A 14,840-nucleotide genomic window follows, 5' to 3' on the forward strand; every position below is an offset into this window, starting at 1 on the left:
AGGCAATCACGTCGATCTGATAGATCGTGATCTTGCAAATGTCTTCGAGCTTGCTACTGGCTTCGGACAGCAGCATCGCGACGTTCGCCATTGCGCGTTTCATCCCGGCGCGCCCGTTGGAGTGGCAGCCGGGAAAAATCTCAAATTCCTGCCGGCCAAATATTTCATCCAATTCCCTGTTTGGGCCTTTGCCCATAGACGCTTGTGCCGGGGCGTTGATATCGTCCTCAGTCCTGACGATTCGAGGAGAGCGGTGGCGCGATGAGCGGTCGTCGTTGAGTCGTTGGTGCATTGCCCCCCCGGCGCGATTCAGACGCTCCCGATGCGACCGCAGATCTGAAGTCCCGCTTTATTGTGTCGGAGTGTTTTCTTATGAAAGTCGGAATCGATTTCTTCAAACGCTGAATATCGTCGAGCGACCCTTGTGAATTTGGACAACACGACATGGACACGATCGCAGTCATCATCACACTACCTTTTGTTGTTGGTCTCCTTGTGGGGGGAGCAACATCCGGAGCGCGACGCCCATTTATCAGGTCGCTGACGATATCAGTAATGTGTGGAAGCCTCGCCGCGATTTGGTGGGCGACATCGACTCGCTCGACTAACGGCTCCACTTGGGATTTCAGCGAGGGGTGGCCGTGGATCTTCGCGGGCGTCTTCGTGCCGATGAGCGTAATGTCGAGCCTAGTCAATGGGTACAACCGACGCAGGCGTCGTCGAACTTATTGAGCATCATTTGAAGGGGCGTGCGGCGTGCAGGGGCACCGTGGTCGTGCGCAGGCGGCATGCTGCGAAGACGATTGCCGAATGCAATCCGCTTTTCATTGACACCGTCATACCAAATCGGCTTCTGTGCGATCGCGGAAGCGTCGCGGCCGCTACTGCGCAGTGCCGAGGCATTGCTCGACCTGCTCGGACGCTTGCATTTGCGCAAACGCGCATAATGCAACCTTGGCTACCTGGATGACCGCCCGCATATGGGCAGGGACCAGGGGCCGCGTCAACCGTACGCCTCAATGGCCGAGGCGCTACGGCAGCCTGCGGGCCATCAACGCATTGCGACCGGGGGCTTCCACGAAGCCGGATTCGTCCAGAACACCCCGCGCAGGCGATCGGTGTCGCCGCACGGCGTGCTGCGCGCCGGCTTGCTGACCTGGCCCGCGCACGCACTGGTGTCGCGGCCGGCTTGCTGCAGGCGCTTCAGGATCGTGTCGAGCATGCCGGACTCGCGCCATTCATTCAGTTTGCGCCGGCACGTTGGCACCGACGGATACTGCATGGGCAGCTTCGACCAGCTTTCGCCAGTGAATAGCACCCACAGCACGGCATTGGTCAGCGTGCGCTGCTCGACTTGAGGGCGCCCGCGACGCTCCGTACGGACCGGACGGTCGCAGATCAGATCCCGCAGGGCATGCCATTCGACGTCGTTCAGTTCAGTAAACATAACACCTCGACCCAAAACAAACGGAGGCGCCGCAGGGGGCGAGCGCGTGTTCCAACGAGGGTCCGCCCCGGTTCAGTCTGGTGCGGAATGTCATTGAAACGGCGCGCAAGGCGGCGTCGATCCCCGATGTTGGAGATACAAGCAACAAGCATGCCAGATCGTCGAGGGCCCCCTTTTGGAGGACCGCCGTAGGCGGGTCGAACCACGCAGCCAATGGGCGAGAGGCCAGCAAAAAAACGCCCACTTGGCAGGTGGGCGCAGCTCCTGGGTGGCAATTGGGATAGGCAATCGCAAATGCGTCAGGAGATAAAGGAATACGTCCAGTTTTCGACCGGGCCGGACTGTTTGTTGTTCTCGGCTCCGGTTCGGGTTTGCCTGAAATCGCGCCAACCCCGGAATGTCTCGCTCCACATGCGCCAGCTCGTCAAGCTTGCACCCGGGATAATGACAAAAATGTGGCCGCAGCGCGCTTCGGGGTTTCCCGCATTGCAGTTACACTTCCGTGCCCAAGATGAGGGCGCGCGTTGCGCCGCCCTGGGGCAATGACGCCGGTGGAACGGGCGCAAGCCCCGCGCGCGCAAGGGCGCCTGACGGAATCGGGGCTGCCAGATACACGCCGCGCGGACCGGTGGCCTATAATGACCGCCTTCCCTGGAACGCGTCGCGGGCCCGGCATGGCGACTTTCACGCAGGCGCCGCCGGTTCGGCGCAGCACCGTGTAGACGGCATGAGCAACGACAACGATAACAAGTATTCGGTCCCCGGGCTCGAACGCGGCCTGAGGATCCTCATGGCCTTTTCGGCGCGAGAGCCGGTGCTCAACGGCGCGGATCTGGCGCGTCGGCTCGACATTCCGCGCTCGACGGTATTTCGCCTGCTGCAGACGCTCGAGTCGGAAGGGTTCATTGAAAAAGCCGGCGACGAGCGGAATTACCGTCTGGGCGTCGCGGTTCTGCGGCTCGGCTTCGAATACCTCAATTCGCTCGAACTCACAGATCTCGGCACGCCGGTCATCGAAAAACTGCGCGATCAGACCGGGTTTTCGAGTCATATCCTGATCCTTGATCAGCGCGATGCCGTTTTCGTCGCCAAGGCCGCCAGCCGCGAACTGGTGTTCGGCAGCGTGCGGGTCGGCACGCGTCTGCCCGCGCACGCAACGGCCGTCGGCCATATGCTGCTGGGCGATTATTCGCTCGACGCCCTGCGCAAGCTGTATCCGGAACGGAAGCTCGATGCCTTCACGACATATACCCCGACGACGGTCGAGGCGCTCTACAAGGTCGTGCAGGAAGACGTTGCTCGCGGCTACAGCATGAGCCAGGCGTTCTTCGAGCAGAATATCTCGACGATCGCCGCGCCAGTGCGCAACCATCTCGGCGAAATCGCCGCCGTCATCAGCGTGACGATCCCGCAGGCCCGGGTCGAGGCCGATCTGCTGGCGAGCGGTCTCGTCGAGACGGTTGTGAACGCCGCCGACGAACTCTCGCACAAGCTCAACTACCGCGCGAATCCGCGTTCGTCTTCGGCTTCTCCTGCGGCTTCCACCGCGCGATAAGGGCAGCATTCATGACGTGAGGCCGCCCCTCGCGCAGGGTCCGCTTTCGCTTATTCCGCGCCGGCCTGGCGGCGATAATCGCCGGGCCGTGCGCCGGTCCATTTCCGGAATGCGCGGAAGAACGCGCTCGGGTCCGAGAATCCCAGTTCCAGCGCGATATCCAGCATCGGCTTTCCCGTGTGGCACAAGGCGTGAATCGCGAAATCGCGCCGCAACTGATCCTTGATCGACTGATACGACTGGCCTTCGTCCTCCAGCCTGCGGCGTAATGTCGACGGCGTCGTGTGGAACTCCGCCGCCAAAGTTTCGAACGGCGGCCACCCGTCCGTCGGCAACGTCTTCAGGCGGCGGCGGACCCGTGCGACCATTCCCTTCGTATTCTTGTACTTCAGGATGACGCTGCCCGGGGCGGCACGCAGGAATTCCTTCACGCTGCGCTCGTCCTGCACCACCGGCAGCGCGAGATATCCGGCGTCGAATTCAAGCGCCGTATGATCCGCGCCGAAGACAAGCCGAGGCGAATACATGGTGCGGTACTCGACGCTGTACACCGGCTCCGGGTAGGCGAAGTACGCCGTCGTCAACGGCACGCGGCGGCCAATCAGCCAGCACACCAGCGCGTAAAAGATGATCAGCAGGGTTTCGTGGCCAAAGACGCGCGGCGCCTCCGGCGCCTGACGTTCATGGACCACGAGCCGCGCGTGCGTGCCGTCCGTTTCCAGTTCGATGCCGAAGTCGTCGAGCAGCAAGCCGATGAAACGCGTGCTGCGCGACAACGCCTGCTCGAGCGTCTTGCAGGCGATGGCGGCATGGCACATCATCGCAAAGCTGCCGACTTTCATGCGGCGCGAGTCCTGGCCGAAGAATTCGTCGTCGAGCGCTTCGTTGATCAGGCGCCACAAGGCCGAGTAATGGTCGGCGGACACGCGCGCCTGGGGATGCGCGAGCAGGGCAGGTGCGATGCCCGCGGCGTCCAGCAATGCATTGACATCGCCGCCCAGCGCGGGCACGCGTTGCAACGCGTTGATCACGAAGTGAATCGAGATGCTGCCTTTTTCCATGCCGTATCCATGCGTTCGGGACATTCCCGAGAATCAAGCGAACGCAGGGATTCTAGCAGTGGCCGCGTTACTTCGGCGCCATGCGCAGTGCGCCGTCGAGACGGATGACTTCGCCATTGAGCATGGTGTTCTCGACGATGTGCCGCACCAACCCCGCATACTCGGATGGACGGCCGAGGCGCGGCGGGAACGGAACCGATGCCCCCAGTGCGGCCTGCACTTCAGGTGTCATGCCGGCCATCATCGGTGTCTCGAAAATCCCCGGCGCGATGGTGACGACACGCACGCCATAGCGGGCAAGCTCGCGCGCCGCAGGCAAGGTGAGCGCTGCGACGCCCCCTTTCGACGCAGCATAGGCGGCCTGGCCGATCTGGCCGTCGAAGGCCGCCACCGATGCAGTATTGACGATCACGCCGCGCTCGCCCTCGGCATCCGGTTCCCCCTCGGCCATGGCATTGGCGGCGATGCGCAGCACGTTGAACGTGCCGATCAGGTTGACGTTGACGATGCGCGCAAAGACGTCAAGCCGGTGAGCCCCTTGCTTGCCGACGATACGTTCGCCGGTCACCAGCCCGGCGCAGTTGACGACGCCATGCACGCCGCCGAACTCGGCGCGGGCCGTGTCGACGAAGCGCACGACATCGTCCTCCGAGGTGATGTCCGTCTTCACGAAGCGCGCGGTGCGGCCAAGCGCGTCGGTCTGTTTTGCGCCGGCATCGGCATTGATGTCGGCGAGCACGACGTTAGCGCCGGCATCGACGAACATGCGCGCCGTAGCGGCGCCCAGGCCGCTCGATGCGCCGGTCACGAGAAAGGTGCGGTCCTTGATTTGCACGGGAAAACTCCTGCGATTGTGATGAGTGAGGCTCAGGACGTCTGCGCGGCTTGCGCCTTGGCAACTTCCTGATTGCGCAGGATGAAGCGCTGCAGCTTGCCGCTCGGGGTCTTCGGCAATTCCCCGACGAATTCGATCTCGCGCGGATAGGCATGCGTCGACAGGCGATGCCTGACATGCGCCTGCAACTCGCGTGCAAGTTCAGGCGTTGCGGCGTGATGCGGATGTAGCACGACAAAGGCCTTCACGATCTCGGTGCGTTCCGGATCGGGTTTGCCGACGACGGCTGTTTCGATGACCGCCGCGTGTTCAATCAATGCGCTCTCCACGTCGAACGGTCCGATGCGATAACCCGACGAGGTGATCACGTCATCGTTGCGGCCGACAAAGCTGACGCTGCCGTCTTCGTTGCGCTCGACGGTGTCGCCCGACAGGTAATAGTCGCCCTGGAAGGCCGGCGTCTCGCGCTCGAAATACCCGCCGAACCACATGAGCGGGGATCGCTTGCGGTCCAGCGCGAGCACCCCGGGTTGCCCCACGGCGCACTCCTTGCCCTCGTCATCGAGTACCACGACGCGGTGTCCGGGCGACGCGAATCCGGCCGAGCCCGCCTGCACGGGGTGACCCAGCGCATGGTGGTTGCACACCACCATGCCCAGTTCGGTCTGCCCGTAATGATCGTGGATCACCGTGTCGAGATGCTCCCCGAACCAACGGATCACCTCCGGATTGAGCGGTTCGCCCGCGCTGCTCACGGCGCGTAATTGTCCCTTGACCGGGGACGCGGCATCGGCGCCGCCGGCGATCAGCAGACGAAACGCCGTCGGCGAACCCGCAAGGTTCGTGATGCCGAGCTTTCTGATGACCTTGTAGGTGCTCTCGACGGTGAACGGGCCATCGTAGAACGTGGTGGGCATCCCCATCGCGAGCGGCCCCGTCACCGCGTAGTACAGGCCATAGGCCCAGCCCGGATCGGCGATGTTCCAGAACATGTCGGTCTGGCGCAGATCCACGGCGTCGCGCATGTAGCCGACGAACGCCACGATCGCACGCAGCGGCACCATCACCGGCTTGGCCGCGCCGGTGGTCCCCGACGTAAACATCATCAGGAAGGGATCGTCGCCGCGGCGCATCACCGGCGCGAACTCGGCGGGCTGCCGCTCGACCTCGTGCCAGAAGCTGAAATCGCCTCGTTGAATGCCTTGTCCGCGCGGCCCGCCGACAGTCACGACCGTCGGGCAATGGTCGACTTCGTCGAGCTTGGACCGGTTCGCCGCGTCCGTCACCACCAATCGGCTCTTCGCGCTTTGCACGCGATGCTCGACGGCCTTGGGGCCGAAGGCGGTGAACAGCGGCTGATACACAGCGCCGGCACGCCACGTGCCGAGGATCGTGACGAGCAACTCCGGGGTGCGCGGCAACAGCGCTGAAACTCGGTCGCCGGGCTGCACGCCCTGCGACTTGAGGAAGTTGGCGAAGCGCGCGGAGAGCGCCTGCAACTGGCTGAACGTGTAAGTCTGGCTGGTGCCGTCGCGGCCCTCACAGAAGAGTGCGATGCGGCCCGGCAGCGCGTGCCGGTCGCAGCATTCGACGCATGCGTTCATGGCATCGAGATCGCCGTCCAGCGTGGCGCGGACGACCGCGTCGAAATCGAAATCGCGGTACGCGCCGGCGTAGTCAACAGTCGTGGCAGTCATGCGGTGCTCCTCCGTCATTGCCTTGTCCTGGATCACCCGCCGCCCGTCTGCTGCGGGATGGCGGTCAATCCATCCTACGGGCTGATTGACGTATACGGCAATGACCAAAGCGCGCATACCGATTGACCGTTTTTTCCAGTCGCCAGCCATCCGGTCATGACAATTTCGTTCACGCAATTTGCCGGTTTTCGCTATCGCGATGCCGCGCCGGGTTGCCTACACTGGCCATCAAATGCAGCAGGCAAGGAGACAGCAGTGGAATTGCATACCGAAGAACAGCGCATGATTCGCGACATGGCTCGCGATTTCTCGCGTGAGCAGCTGGCACCGAATGCCGCGCGCTGGGACCGCGAGCGGTATCTGCCCGACGACGTCGTGGCGCAGATGGGCGAACTCGGCCTGCTCGGCATGATGGTGCCGGACCGCTGGGGCGGTTCGTACACCGACTACACCGCGTATGCGCTGGCCATCGAGGAAATTGCCGCCGGTTGCGCCTCGACGGCGACCATGATGTCCGTTCACAGTTCCGTGGGCTGCGGCCCCATCCTGCGGTTCGGCACGGATGAACAGCAGGGCGCATGGCTGCCCGATCTCGCGGCAGGCCGAAAGATCGGCGCGTTCTGCCTGACAGAGCCCCAAGCCGGGTCCGAGGCGCACAATCTGCGTACGCGGGCCGAACGCCGCGACGGCCGCTGGGTCCTTAACGGCAGCAAGCAGTTCGTGACGAACGGACGGCGCGCGAAGATGGCGATCGTCTTCGCCGTCACGGAGCCGGCCGCGGGCAAACGCGGCATCTCGGCGTTCATCGTGCCCACGGATACGCCCGGCTTTCAGGTCGGCAATCCGGAGCACAAGCTCGGCATCCGTGCGTCCGACACGTGCCCGATTACGCTGGCCGACTGCGAGGTCGGCGACGACGCGCTGCTGGGCGAACCGGGGCAGGGCTTGCGCATCGCGCTGTCGAATCTCGAGGGCGGCCGCATCGGCATCGCCGCGCTGTCGCTCGGCGTGGCGCGCGCGGCGTTTGAGGCGGCGCTGGCCTATGCCGGCGAGCGCAATCAGTTCGGCAAGCCGATCCGCGAGCATCAGAGCATCGCGAACGTTCTCGCCGACATGACCACGCGCATCAATGCGGCGCGCTTCCTGATCCACCATGCGGCCCACCTGCGCACGAACGGGATGCCGTGTCTTTCCGAAGCTTCCCAGGCGAAGTTGTACGCATCGGAGCTGGCCGAATGGGTCAGTTCGAAAGCGATCCAGATTCACGGCGGCTACGGCTACCTCGAAGACTATCCGGTGGAGCGCTATTACCGCGACGCCCGCATCACGCAGATTTACGAAGGCACCAGTGAAATCCAGCGGCAGGTGATCGCCCGCGAACTCGGCTGACGATTTGGCCAATGTCGCGGCGAAGGCTGCGGCGCGGCGATCCACAACAATTTCAGGAGATGAACATGACAGCAGCGAGCGCATCGGCGGGCAAGGCTGTGCCCACCGTCAAACATCTGATCAACGGTGCATGGGTCGAGTCACGTGCGAGCGAATGGCGAGATATCGTCAATCCGGCCACGCAAGCCGTACTCGCCCGTGTACCGTTGGCCAACGCGGACGAAGTCGGCGCCGCCGTGGCTGCGGCACAGGCCGCGTTCGCGACGTGGAAGACCACGCCGATCGGCGCGCGCTACCGCATCATGCTCAAGTTCCAGGCGCTGATCCGTGCCAATATCGGACGCATCGCCGCCACGTTGTCGGCCGAGCAGGGCAAGACGTTGCCCGACGCCGAAGGCGACATCATCCGCGGGCTGGAAGTCGTGGAGCACGCCTGTTCGATCGGCACCTTGCAGCTCGGCGAATTTGCCGAGAACGTTGCCGGCGGCGTCGACACCTACACGCTGCGCCAGCCGATCGGCGTGTGCGCGGGGATCACACCGTTCAACTTCCCGGCCATGATCCCGCTGTGGATGTTCCCGATGGCGATCGTCTGCGGCAACACATTCGTGTTGAAGCCGTCGGAGCAGGATCCGTTGTCAACCGTCGAACTGGTTGAACTCGCCCTCGAAGCCGGTGTGCCGCCGGGCGTGCTCAACGTGATTCACGGCGGGCGTGAAGCCGTCGATGCGCTGTGCGTGCATCCGGACGTCAAGGCGATCTCGTTCGTCGGCTCGACTGCCGTCGGCACGCACGTCTACCGGCTGGCCAGTGAACACGGCAAGCGCGTGCAGTCGATGATGGGCGCGAAGAACCACGCCGTGGTAATGCCCGACGCCAATCGTACGCAGACGATCAACGCCTTGCTCGGCGCCGCTTTCGGCGCGGCGGGCCAGCGCTGCATGGCGACGTCGGTCGCAGTGCTGGTCGGCAAGTCGCGCGAATGGCTGCCGGCGATGGTCGAGAAGGCCAAGACGCTCAAGGTCGGCTCGGGCCAGACACCCGGTGTCGACGTCGGCCCGGTCGTGTCCCGCGCGGCGAAGGCGCGCGTGCTGAGTCTTATCGAGGCCGGCGAGAAGCAGGGCGCCGAGCTGTTGCTGGACGGCCGGGATGTCAAGGTCGACGGATTCCCCGACGGCAATTTCATCGGACCGACGGTGTTCGCGAAAGTGCGTACCGACATGTCGATCTACACCGATGAAATCTTCGGGCCGGTGCTGGTGACGCTGGAGGTCGACACGCTGGACGAGGCGATTGCACTCGTCAATGCGAATCCGTTCGGCAACGGCACGGGCATCTTCACGCAGAGCGGCGCGGTGGCGCGCAAGTTCCAGAGCGAGATCGACGTGGGCCAGGTCGGCATCAACATTCCGATTCCGGTGCCGGTGCCGTACTTCAGCTTTACCGGTTCGCGCGGCTCGAAGCTCGGGGATCTGGGACCTTACGGCAAGCAGGTCGTGCAGTTCTACACGCAGACGAAGACCGTGACATCTCGCTGGTTCGACGACGAGCCCGACACCGGCGTCAACACGACCATCAGCCTCAAGTAAGCGGAGCGCCCTCATGACGACCATCGGATTCATCGGACTGGGCAATATGGGCGCGCCGATGGCGCACAATCTGCGCCGTGCCGGTCACGACGTCGTGGTGTGCGACGTCAACCCGCGCGCGGTGGCCGAGCTCGAGGCGGCGGGCGCGCAGACCGCAGCCTCGCCGCGCGAGGTCGCCGAGCGCTGCGGGATCGTCATCACGATGCTGCCGGCGTCCGTGCATGTGCGCGCCGTGTATCTCGGCGACACGGGCGTGCTGGCAGGCGTGAAGCCGGAGACGATTCTGATCGATTCGAGCACGATCGACCCGCAGACGGCGCGCGACGTGATTGCGGCGGCCCATGCCAAGGGCTGCCAGATGGCCGATGCGCCGGTCTCCGGCGGCACAGGCGGCGCGCAGGCCGGCACGCTGACGTTCATGGTCGGCGCCGACGACGCACTGTTCGAGCGTATCAAGCCGGTGCTTGCCGGCATGGGGCGCAATATCGTCCATTGCGGCGGCCCGGGCAACGGCCAGGTCGCGAAGATCTGCAACAACCTCGTACTCGGCATTTCGATGATCGGCGTGGCCGAGGCGATGGCGTTGGGCGACAAGCTGGGCATTGACGCGAAGGTTCTGGCAGGGGTGCTGAATACCTCGACGGGCCGTTGCTGGAGCTCGGACACGTACAACCCCTGGCCGGGAGTGATCGAGACCGCTCCGGCGGGACGCGGCTACACGGGCGGTTTCGGCAGCGATCTCATGCTCAAGGATCTCGGGCTCGCGAACGAAGCGGGCAAGGCCGCGAAACAGCCGGTATTGATGGGTGCGCTGGCGCAGCAGCTTTATCAGTTGTTCTCGACGCAAGGCCATGGCGGGCTCGACTTCTCGGCCATCGTCAACCTCTACCGTGCCGGCGAGTCCGGCAACGCCTGACAGGAGTCGTCCATGATCGATTGCCAAATTGACGGCGGCATCGCGACGCTCACGTTGCGCAACCCGCCCGCGAATACCTTTACCGCCGAGAGTCTCGAGCAGCTGACGCAACTGGTGCATGAACTCGACGCCAACCGCTCGGTGTGCGCTGCGGTCATCACCGGCGACGGTCAGAAGTTCTTCTCGGCCGGCGCCGACCTGAAAAGCTTTGCCGATGGCGACCGTGCGCGCGCCCGCCTGATGTCGCAACGCTTCGGCGCGGCGTTCGAGGCATTGCAGCAGGCGCGCTTCGTCACGATTGCCGCGATCAACGGTTATGCGATGGGGGGGGGACTGGAGTGCGCGCTGGCATGCGACATCCGCGTGGCCGAATCGCAGGCGCAAATGGCACTGCCCGAACCGGCGGTGGGTTTGCTGCCCTGCGGTTGCGGCACGCAGACGCTGCCGTGGCTGGTCGGCGAAGGTTGGGCCAAGCGGATGATCCTGACGGGGGAGCGCGTGGACGCCGCGACGGCGCTGCGCATTGGACTGGTCGAGGAATTGACCCCGGCCGGCGGCGCGTATGAAGCGGCAATGACGATGGCGCGGCGCGCGGTTGCGTTGAGTCCGGCCGCGACAGCCGCCAGCAAGCAATTGATCCATGCGGCGCGCGAAGGTGTGCCGCGCCGCGCGGCGCTGGCGCTGGAGCGCGAGCGTTTCGTCGATTTGTTCGACGGGCCCGACCAGCAGGAGGGCGTCAACGCATTCCTGGAGAAGCGCGCGCCGGTCTGGCAGGACCGTTGAGGACATCGGGAGACGACAGCGTGAACCTGTATGACGGCGCCGTGGCGGCGCAAGATGAAGTCCTGTTCGAAGTGGTCAACTGCATCGGCGTGGTGACACTGAATCGCCCGCGCGCACTGAACGCGTTGTCGCACGGCATGATTCGTGCGATCTCGGCGCAAATGACCGCGTGGGCCACGGACGACGATGTGAAGGCGGTGCTCGTCGAAGGCGCAGGCGATAAGGCGTTTTGTGCCGGCGGCGACGTTCGGGCCTTGTACGACAGCCGCCTCACGGGCGGCACGTTGCACCACGAATTCTTCGTCGACGAGTACCGTCTCAACTATTTGACGCACCGCTATCCGAAGCCGTATCTGGCGTTGCTCGACGGCATAGTGATGGGGGGCGGCATGGGCCTGTCGCAGGGCGCTGCGCTGCGCCTGGTGACGGACAAGACGCGGTTGGCCATGCCCGAGACCGGCATTGGCCTGTTCCCGGATGTCGGTGCGAGCTGGTTCATGGGGCGGGTCGCCGTCACGCTGTCGCGCTATCTCGGGATTGCCGGCGTAACGATCGGCGCGGCGGACGCGCTTTATGCCGGCCTGGCCGATCTCTGGTTGCCGGGCGATGCGCCGACCCACGTGCGTGAGCGACTCTGGTCGCTCGACTGGGACGCGGGCAATACGGCGGATCCGCTTGCCCAGTTGCGCGATGCATTGGCGCCGCTGGGACGCACGTGGGCCGAGGATCCGCCGTTGGCGCGAGAGCGGGTGTCCGTCGACCGTCACTTCAGCGCGCCGGACGTCGCGGGGATTGTGGCTTCGTTGGCCGCTGATGCGGATTCGGCGTGGGCGCGCGATACCCTCATGCTGTTGCAATCGCGCTCGCCGCTGATGATGTGCGTGACGGACCGGCAATTGGCGTTGGGCCGCCGCCTGGACCTGGCCGATTGTTTCAGGCTCGAGCTGGGGCTGGGTTACCGCGCGTTTGAGGACGGCGATTTCATGGAAGGGGTGCGCGCGTTGCTCGTTGACAAGGACAAGCAGCCGCGCTGGCGTCCGGCCGCTTTGGCGCAGGTGACGCCGGCGCGGATCGAGGCATTTTTCACCTCGCCATGGGCATCCGCATCGCATCCGTTGGCCGATCTCGGGAAATCGGCGGATTCCTGACATCGGCTCATGCGACAATGCCGGTTTTGCGGACCGCCGCACAACCGTTGGAGTCCCGATGCTCGTCGACATCGCACGTCTGCTGCTTGACCTCGTTTTTTCCCTATTCGGCGCCTTGCTGATATTGCGCGCCTGGTCGCAGGCTTCGCGCCTGCCGCCGCGCAATCCCATGTCGCAGGGTGTGTTTCAGGTCACGAACTGGCTCGTCTTGCCGTTGCGCCGTGTGATACCGGGCGTGGGCGGCGTCGATTGGGCGTGTCTGATCGGCGCGTGGCTTTGCGCGATCATTTATCTCGTACTGATGACCAGCGTCGCGGGCGGCATGCCGCTGGCGGTTTTTCCTCGCGGTCTTGCCGTGGCGGCGGTATTGGTGCTGAAGTGGGGCGTCAATCTGGTGATGTGGCTGACGCTCTTGATGGCGGTGCTGTCGTGGGTCAATCCGCGTTCGGTGGCGATGCCGATTCTCCAGCATCTGCTCGATCCGATGTTGCGGCCGATTCGCCGGGTGATGCCGTTGATCGGCGGCTTCGATCTGTCGCCGCTGGTGCTGTTCCTGCTGATGCAGATTGCGGTGATCGTGCTGTCGCGCTTAAGCCTGTTCTTCGCGATGCTGTGAGGCGTGCGCCGCGCCGGCGAGGCTTGCGCCGCCGCCGGTCGCGCACGTGCGCGCCGGCGGCGGCGTTTGCAGACCGAGCCGGCGCAGCAATTCGCGACCGTTGGCGGTGACGACGACGCGGGGCTCGCCGGCGGCGGAACTGATTTGTACCACGAGCCGTTGTTGTTCCAGTGCGGCGAGATCCGGTGGATCGATCGCGTCGAGATCAGCGGGGCCGAGCGACGCGGCCGCGAGCAGCAGTGTGGCGATTTCGTGCGGACTCAACATGACGGGCTCCTTGACGTGCGTTTTGCTGCAGGGGCAACTCAGCATAGCGGGCGAATGTAAGCATGCCGCTACGGGTTTGTTACCGGCCGTTACGGCGGTGGATGCCGGCGGGTGACGGTGCGACCGAATCTCTTGCAGTACAGATTACCGGGGCGGACGTGCGCGCGGCGGATGCCCGCGTCGCTATGCCGCATTGGACCTCTGGGCCCCGCATGCGTCGTTCGACCATGGGGAACGAATTCGGTTCTCGATATTTTTCCCGGGGTGAGAAGCGGGTAGAATCGGGCCTCGTTCGACAGGGGGGGCCTTGCCGCAACGGCTGCAGTCCCAGGTTTCCCCAGTTCTCCATATCGATTGGCGCCGCCGCGAGGCGGTGCGCCGGGTTGCTGCCGAGTGAAACGGCGGGGGCCCGCCGTTTACCGGATCCCGCTAGTGTCCTACCGACTGCTTACCGTATTGCGTCTTGCCCCGCCGGCGGATGCCGAAGCCTTCGCGCATTACCAGCTTATCCATTTGACGCCGCTCATGCGCGCACTGTCAGGGTGCGGCACGGGGGCGTTTGTCGTCGCGGTGGTGATCGGCTGGCAGGCCGGCGTTCTGGTGGGCGGGCTGTCCTGGCTCGCAATGGTTTCGTTGTGGCTGACGGGCATCGCGCTCGTGGCCTGGCGCGAGCACAGTTATCGTTCGGGCCTGATTCTGAGTTTCATGCATTTGCTCAGCATCGAAGCGGGCGTCGTATTGTTCGTTGCTGCGGGCGGCGCGAGTCTGGAGTGGGCGGTGCCGGTGTTCGGGCTGCTGCCGGTGGCGACCAGTCCGGTCTGGACGTCGCCGCGCACGTTCGCTGCGGCAATGGCCAGCGCGGTACTTTATCCGGCGTTGTTGTTCGCGCTGGTGCCGAGCTCGTACGATCTGACGGTGCGCGGGGTGCTGTTTCTCGGGATCGGGGTATCGGCGGCGTTCGTGATCCATGCGTACTTCGTGCGCATTTTGCGGGCGCACTTCGCGCTGGAAATGGAGTTGCGGGCGCAGGCGCACACCGATGCGTTGACCGGTGTCTGGACGCGGCGTCATTTCACCCATCTGGCGACGGAGGCAATTGCGCGGGCACGCGCGCATGAAGCGCCGGTGTGTGCGTTGTATCTGGATGTCGACCGGTTCAAGGCAATCAACGATACGTACGGTCACGCCACTGGCGACCGGGCGCTTTCGATGGTGGCGCACGTGCTGCGCGGGAATGTGCGTCCGTGCGACATCATGGGGCGGCTTGGCGGCGACGAGTTCGCGGTCGTACTGCCGGGGGCAACGTTGGCGGTGGCTTCGAAGGTGGCGGAGCGGGTGCGGGCGGCGATGTCGTCCGTGCCGGTGCTGACAGACGATTTGTGTGTGAGTATCGGCGTTGCGCAATTGCGGGCGGATGGCGATCTCGGCAGGTTGTTGGCCGAAGCGGACGTGGCGCTCATCAGCGCCAAGGACGGCGGGCGTAATCGCGTGGTGCGCAGTGTGGCGTAGTGGGGGGCTTTTTCCGAGTAGGGACCCG

13 protein-coding genes and 1 pseudogene are annotated in these 14,840 nt (G+C 64.5%); 8 read left to right on the plus strand and 6 right to left on the minus strand.

All coding sequences use genetic code 11. The features are described 5' to 3' along the window. Window positions 1–10 precede the first annotated feature (10 nt). Window positions 11–100, minus strand: a pseudogene (locus PTE30175_RS29080) (RidA family protein); the annotation flags it as partial. A 951-nt stretch (window positions 101–1,051) separates the two neighbouring features. Next, window positions 1,052–1,447 (minus strand): transposase, encoded by a 396-nt coding sequence (locus PTE30175_RS01895; protein WP_150695340.1) that lies wholly within the window; start codon window positions 1,445–1,447, stop codon window positions 1,052–1,054. A gap of 727 nt (window positions 1,448–2,174) precedes the next feature. On the opposite strand from PTE30175_RS01895, the gene PTE30175_RS01900 reads away from it, so the two are divergent. Further along, window positions 2,175–3,002 (plus strand): IclR family transcriptional regulator, encoded by an 828-nt coding sequence (locus PTE30175_RS01900; protein ID WP_150695341.1) that lies wholly within the window; start codon window positions 2,175–2,177, stop codon window positions 3,000–3,002. Window positions 3,003–3,052: 50 nt separating this feature from the next. Here the strand turns inward: PTE30175_RS01900 and PTE30175_RS01905 are convergent, their stop codons facing one another. From PTE30175_RS01905 to PTE30175_RS01915, 3 genes are all read right to left on the minus strand, one after another. Continuing rightward, entirely contained in the window at window positions 3,053–4,063 is a 1,011-nt protein-coding gene (locus PTE30175_RS01905; protein ID WP_150695342.1) for an AraC family transcriptional regulator, read from the minus strand. 67 nt (window positions 4,064–4,130) lie between these two features. After that, window positions 4,131–4,898, minus strand: coding sequence for a 3-hydroxyacyl-CoA dehydrogenase (locus PTE30175_RS01910; protein ID WP_150695343.1), 768 nt, complete (start codon window positions 4,896–4,898; stop codon window positions 4,131–4,133). Window positions 4,899–4,930: 32 nt separating this feature from the next. Next, window positions 4,931–6,595 carry an AMP-binding protein gene (locus tag PTE30175_RS01915; protein ID WP_150695344.1) on the minus strand — a complete coding sequence of 555 codons (1,665 nt, stop codon included), beginning with the start codon at window positions 6,593–6,595 and terminating at the stop codon, window positions 4,931–4,933. 255 nt (window positions 6,596–6,850) lie between these two features. Between PTE30175_RS01915 and PTE30175_RS01920 the strand changes: the two genes are divergently transcribed. From PTE30175_RS01920 to PTE30175_RS01945, 6 genes are read left to right on the plus strand one after another with little or no spacing between them, the layout of a single operon-like run. Continuing rightward, window positions 6,851–7,984: an acyl-CoA dehydrogenase family protein gene (locus PTE30175_RS01920; RefSeq protein ID WP_263596270.1), complete on the plus strand. Its 1,134-nt coding sequence runs from the start codon at window positions 6,851–6,853 to the stop codon at window positions 7,982–7,984. Window positions 7,985–8,043: 59 nt separating this feature from the next. Continuing rightward, the gene (locus tag PTE30175_RS01925) at window positions 8,044–9,573 is read left to right on the plus strand and encodes a CoA-acylating methylmalonate-semialdehyde dehydrogenase (RefSeq protein WP_150695345.1); all 1,530 of its coding nucleotides are present in this window, start codon (window positions 8,044–8,046) and stop codon (window positions 9,571–9,573) included. 13 nt (window positions 9,574–9,586) lie between these two features. Next, window positions 9,587–10,489 (plus strand): 3-hydroxyisobutyrate dehydrogenase, encoded by a 903-nt coding sequence (mmsB, locus tag PTE30175_RS01930; protein ID WP_150695346.1) that lies wholly within the window; start codon window positions 9,587–9,589, stop codon window positions 10,487–10,489. 12 nt (window positions 10,490–10,501) lie between these two features. Beyond that, on the plus strand, window positions 10,502–11,272 hold the full coding sequence (locus tag PTE30175_RS01935; protein WP_150695347.1) for an enoyl-CoA hydratase: 771 nt from the start codon (window positions 10,502–10,504) through the stop codon (window positions 11,270–11,272). Window positions 11,273–11,292: 20 nt separating this feature from the next. Then, window positions 11,293–12,420, plus strand: coding sequence for an enoyl-CoA hydratase/isomerase family protein (locus PTE30175_RS01940; RefSeq protein ID WP_150695348.1), 1,128 nt, complete (start codon window positions 11,293–11,295; stop codon window positions 12,418–12,420). A gap of 58 nt (window positions 12,421–12,478) precedes the next feature. After that, a complete protein-coding gene (locus PTE30175_RS01945; RefSeq protein ID WP_150695349.1) occupies window positions 12,479–13,036 on the plus strand; it encodes a YggT family protein in 558 nt (185 codons plus the stop codon). Here PTE30175_RS01945 and PTE30175_RS01950 read toward each other — a convergent pair. Further along, window positions 13,010–13,303 carry a hypothetical protein gene (locus PTE30175_RS01950; RefSeq protein WP_150695350.1) on the minus strand — a complete coding sequence of 98 codons (294 nt, stop codon included), beginning with the start codon at window positions 13,301–13,303 and terminating at the stop codon, window positions 13,010–13,012. The two genes, PTE30175_RS01945 and PTE30175_RS01950, sit on opposite strands and share 27 nt — an antisense overlap. 432 nt (window positions 13,304–13,735) lie before the next feature. Between PTE30175_RS01950 and PTE30175_RS01955 the strand changes: the two genes are divergently transcribed. Continuing rightward, window positions 13,736–14,812, plus strand: a complete 1,077-nt coding sequence (locus PTE30175_RS01955; RefSeq protein ID WP_150695351.1) for a GGDEF domain-containing protein — start codon at window positions 13,736–13,738, stop codon at window positions 14,810–14,812. Window positions 14,813–14,840: the final 28 nt, after the last annotated feature.

It is taken from the genome of Pandoraea terrae, assembly GCF_902459695.1.
GTDB classification, from domain to species: domain Bacteria; phylum Pseudomonadota; class Gammaproteobacteria; order Burkholderiales; family Burkholderiaceae; genus Pandoraea; species Pandoraea terrae.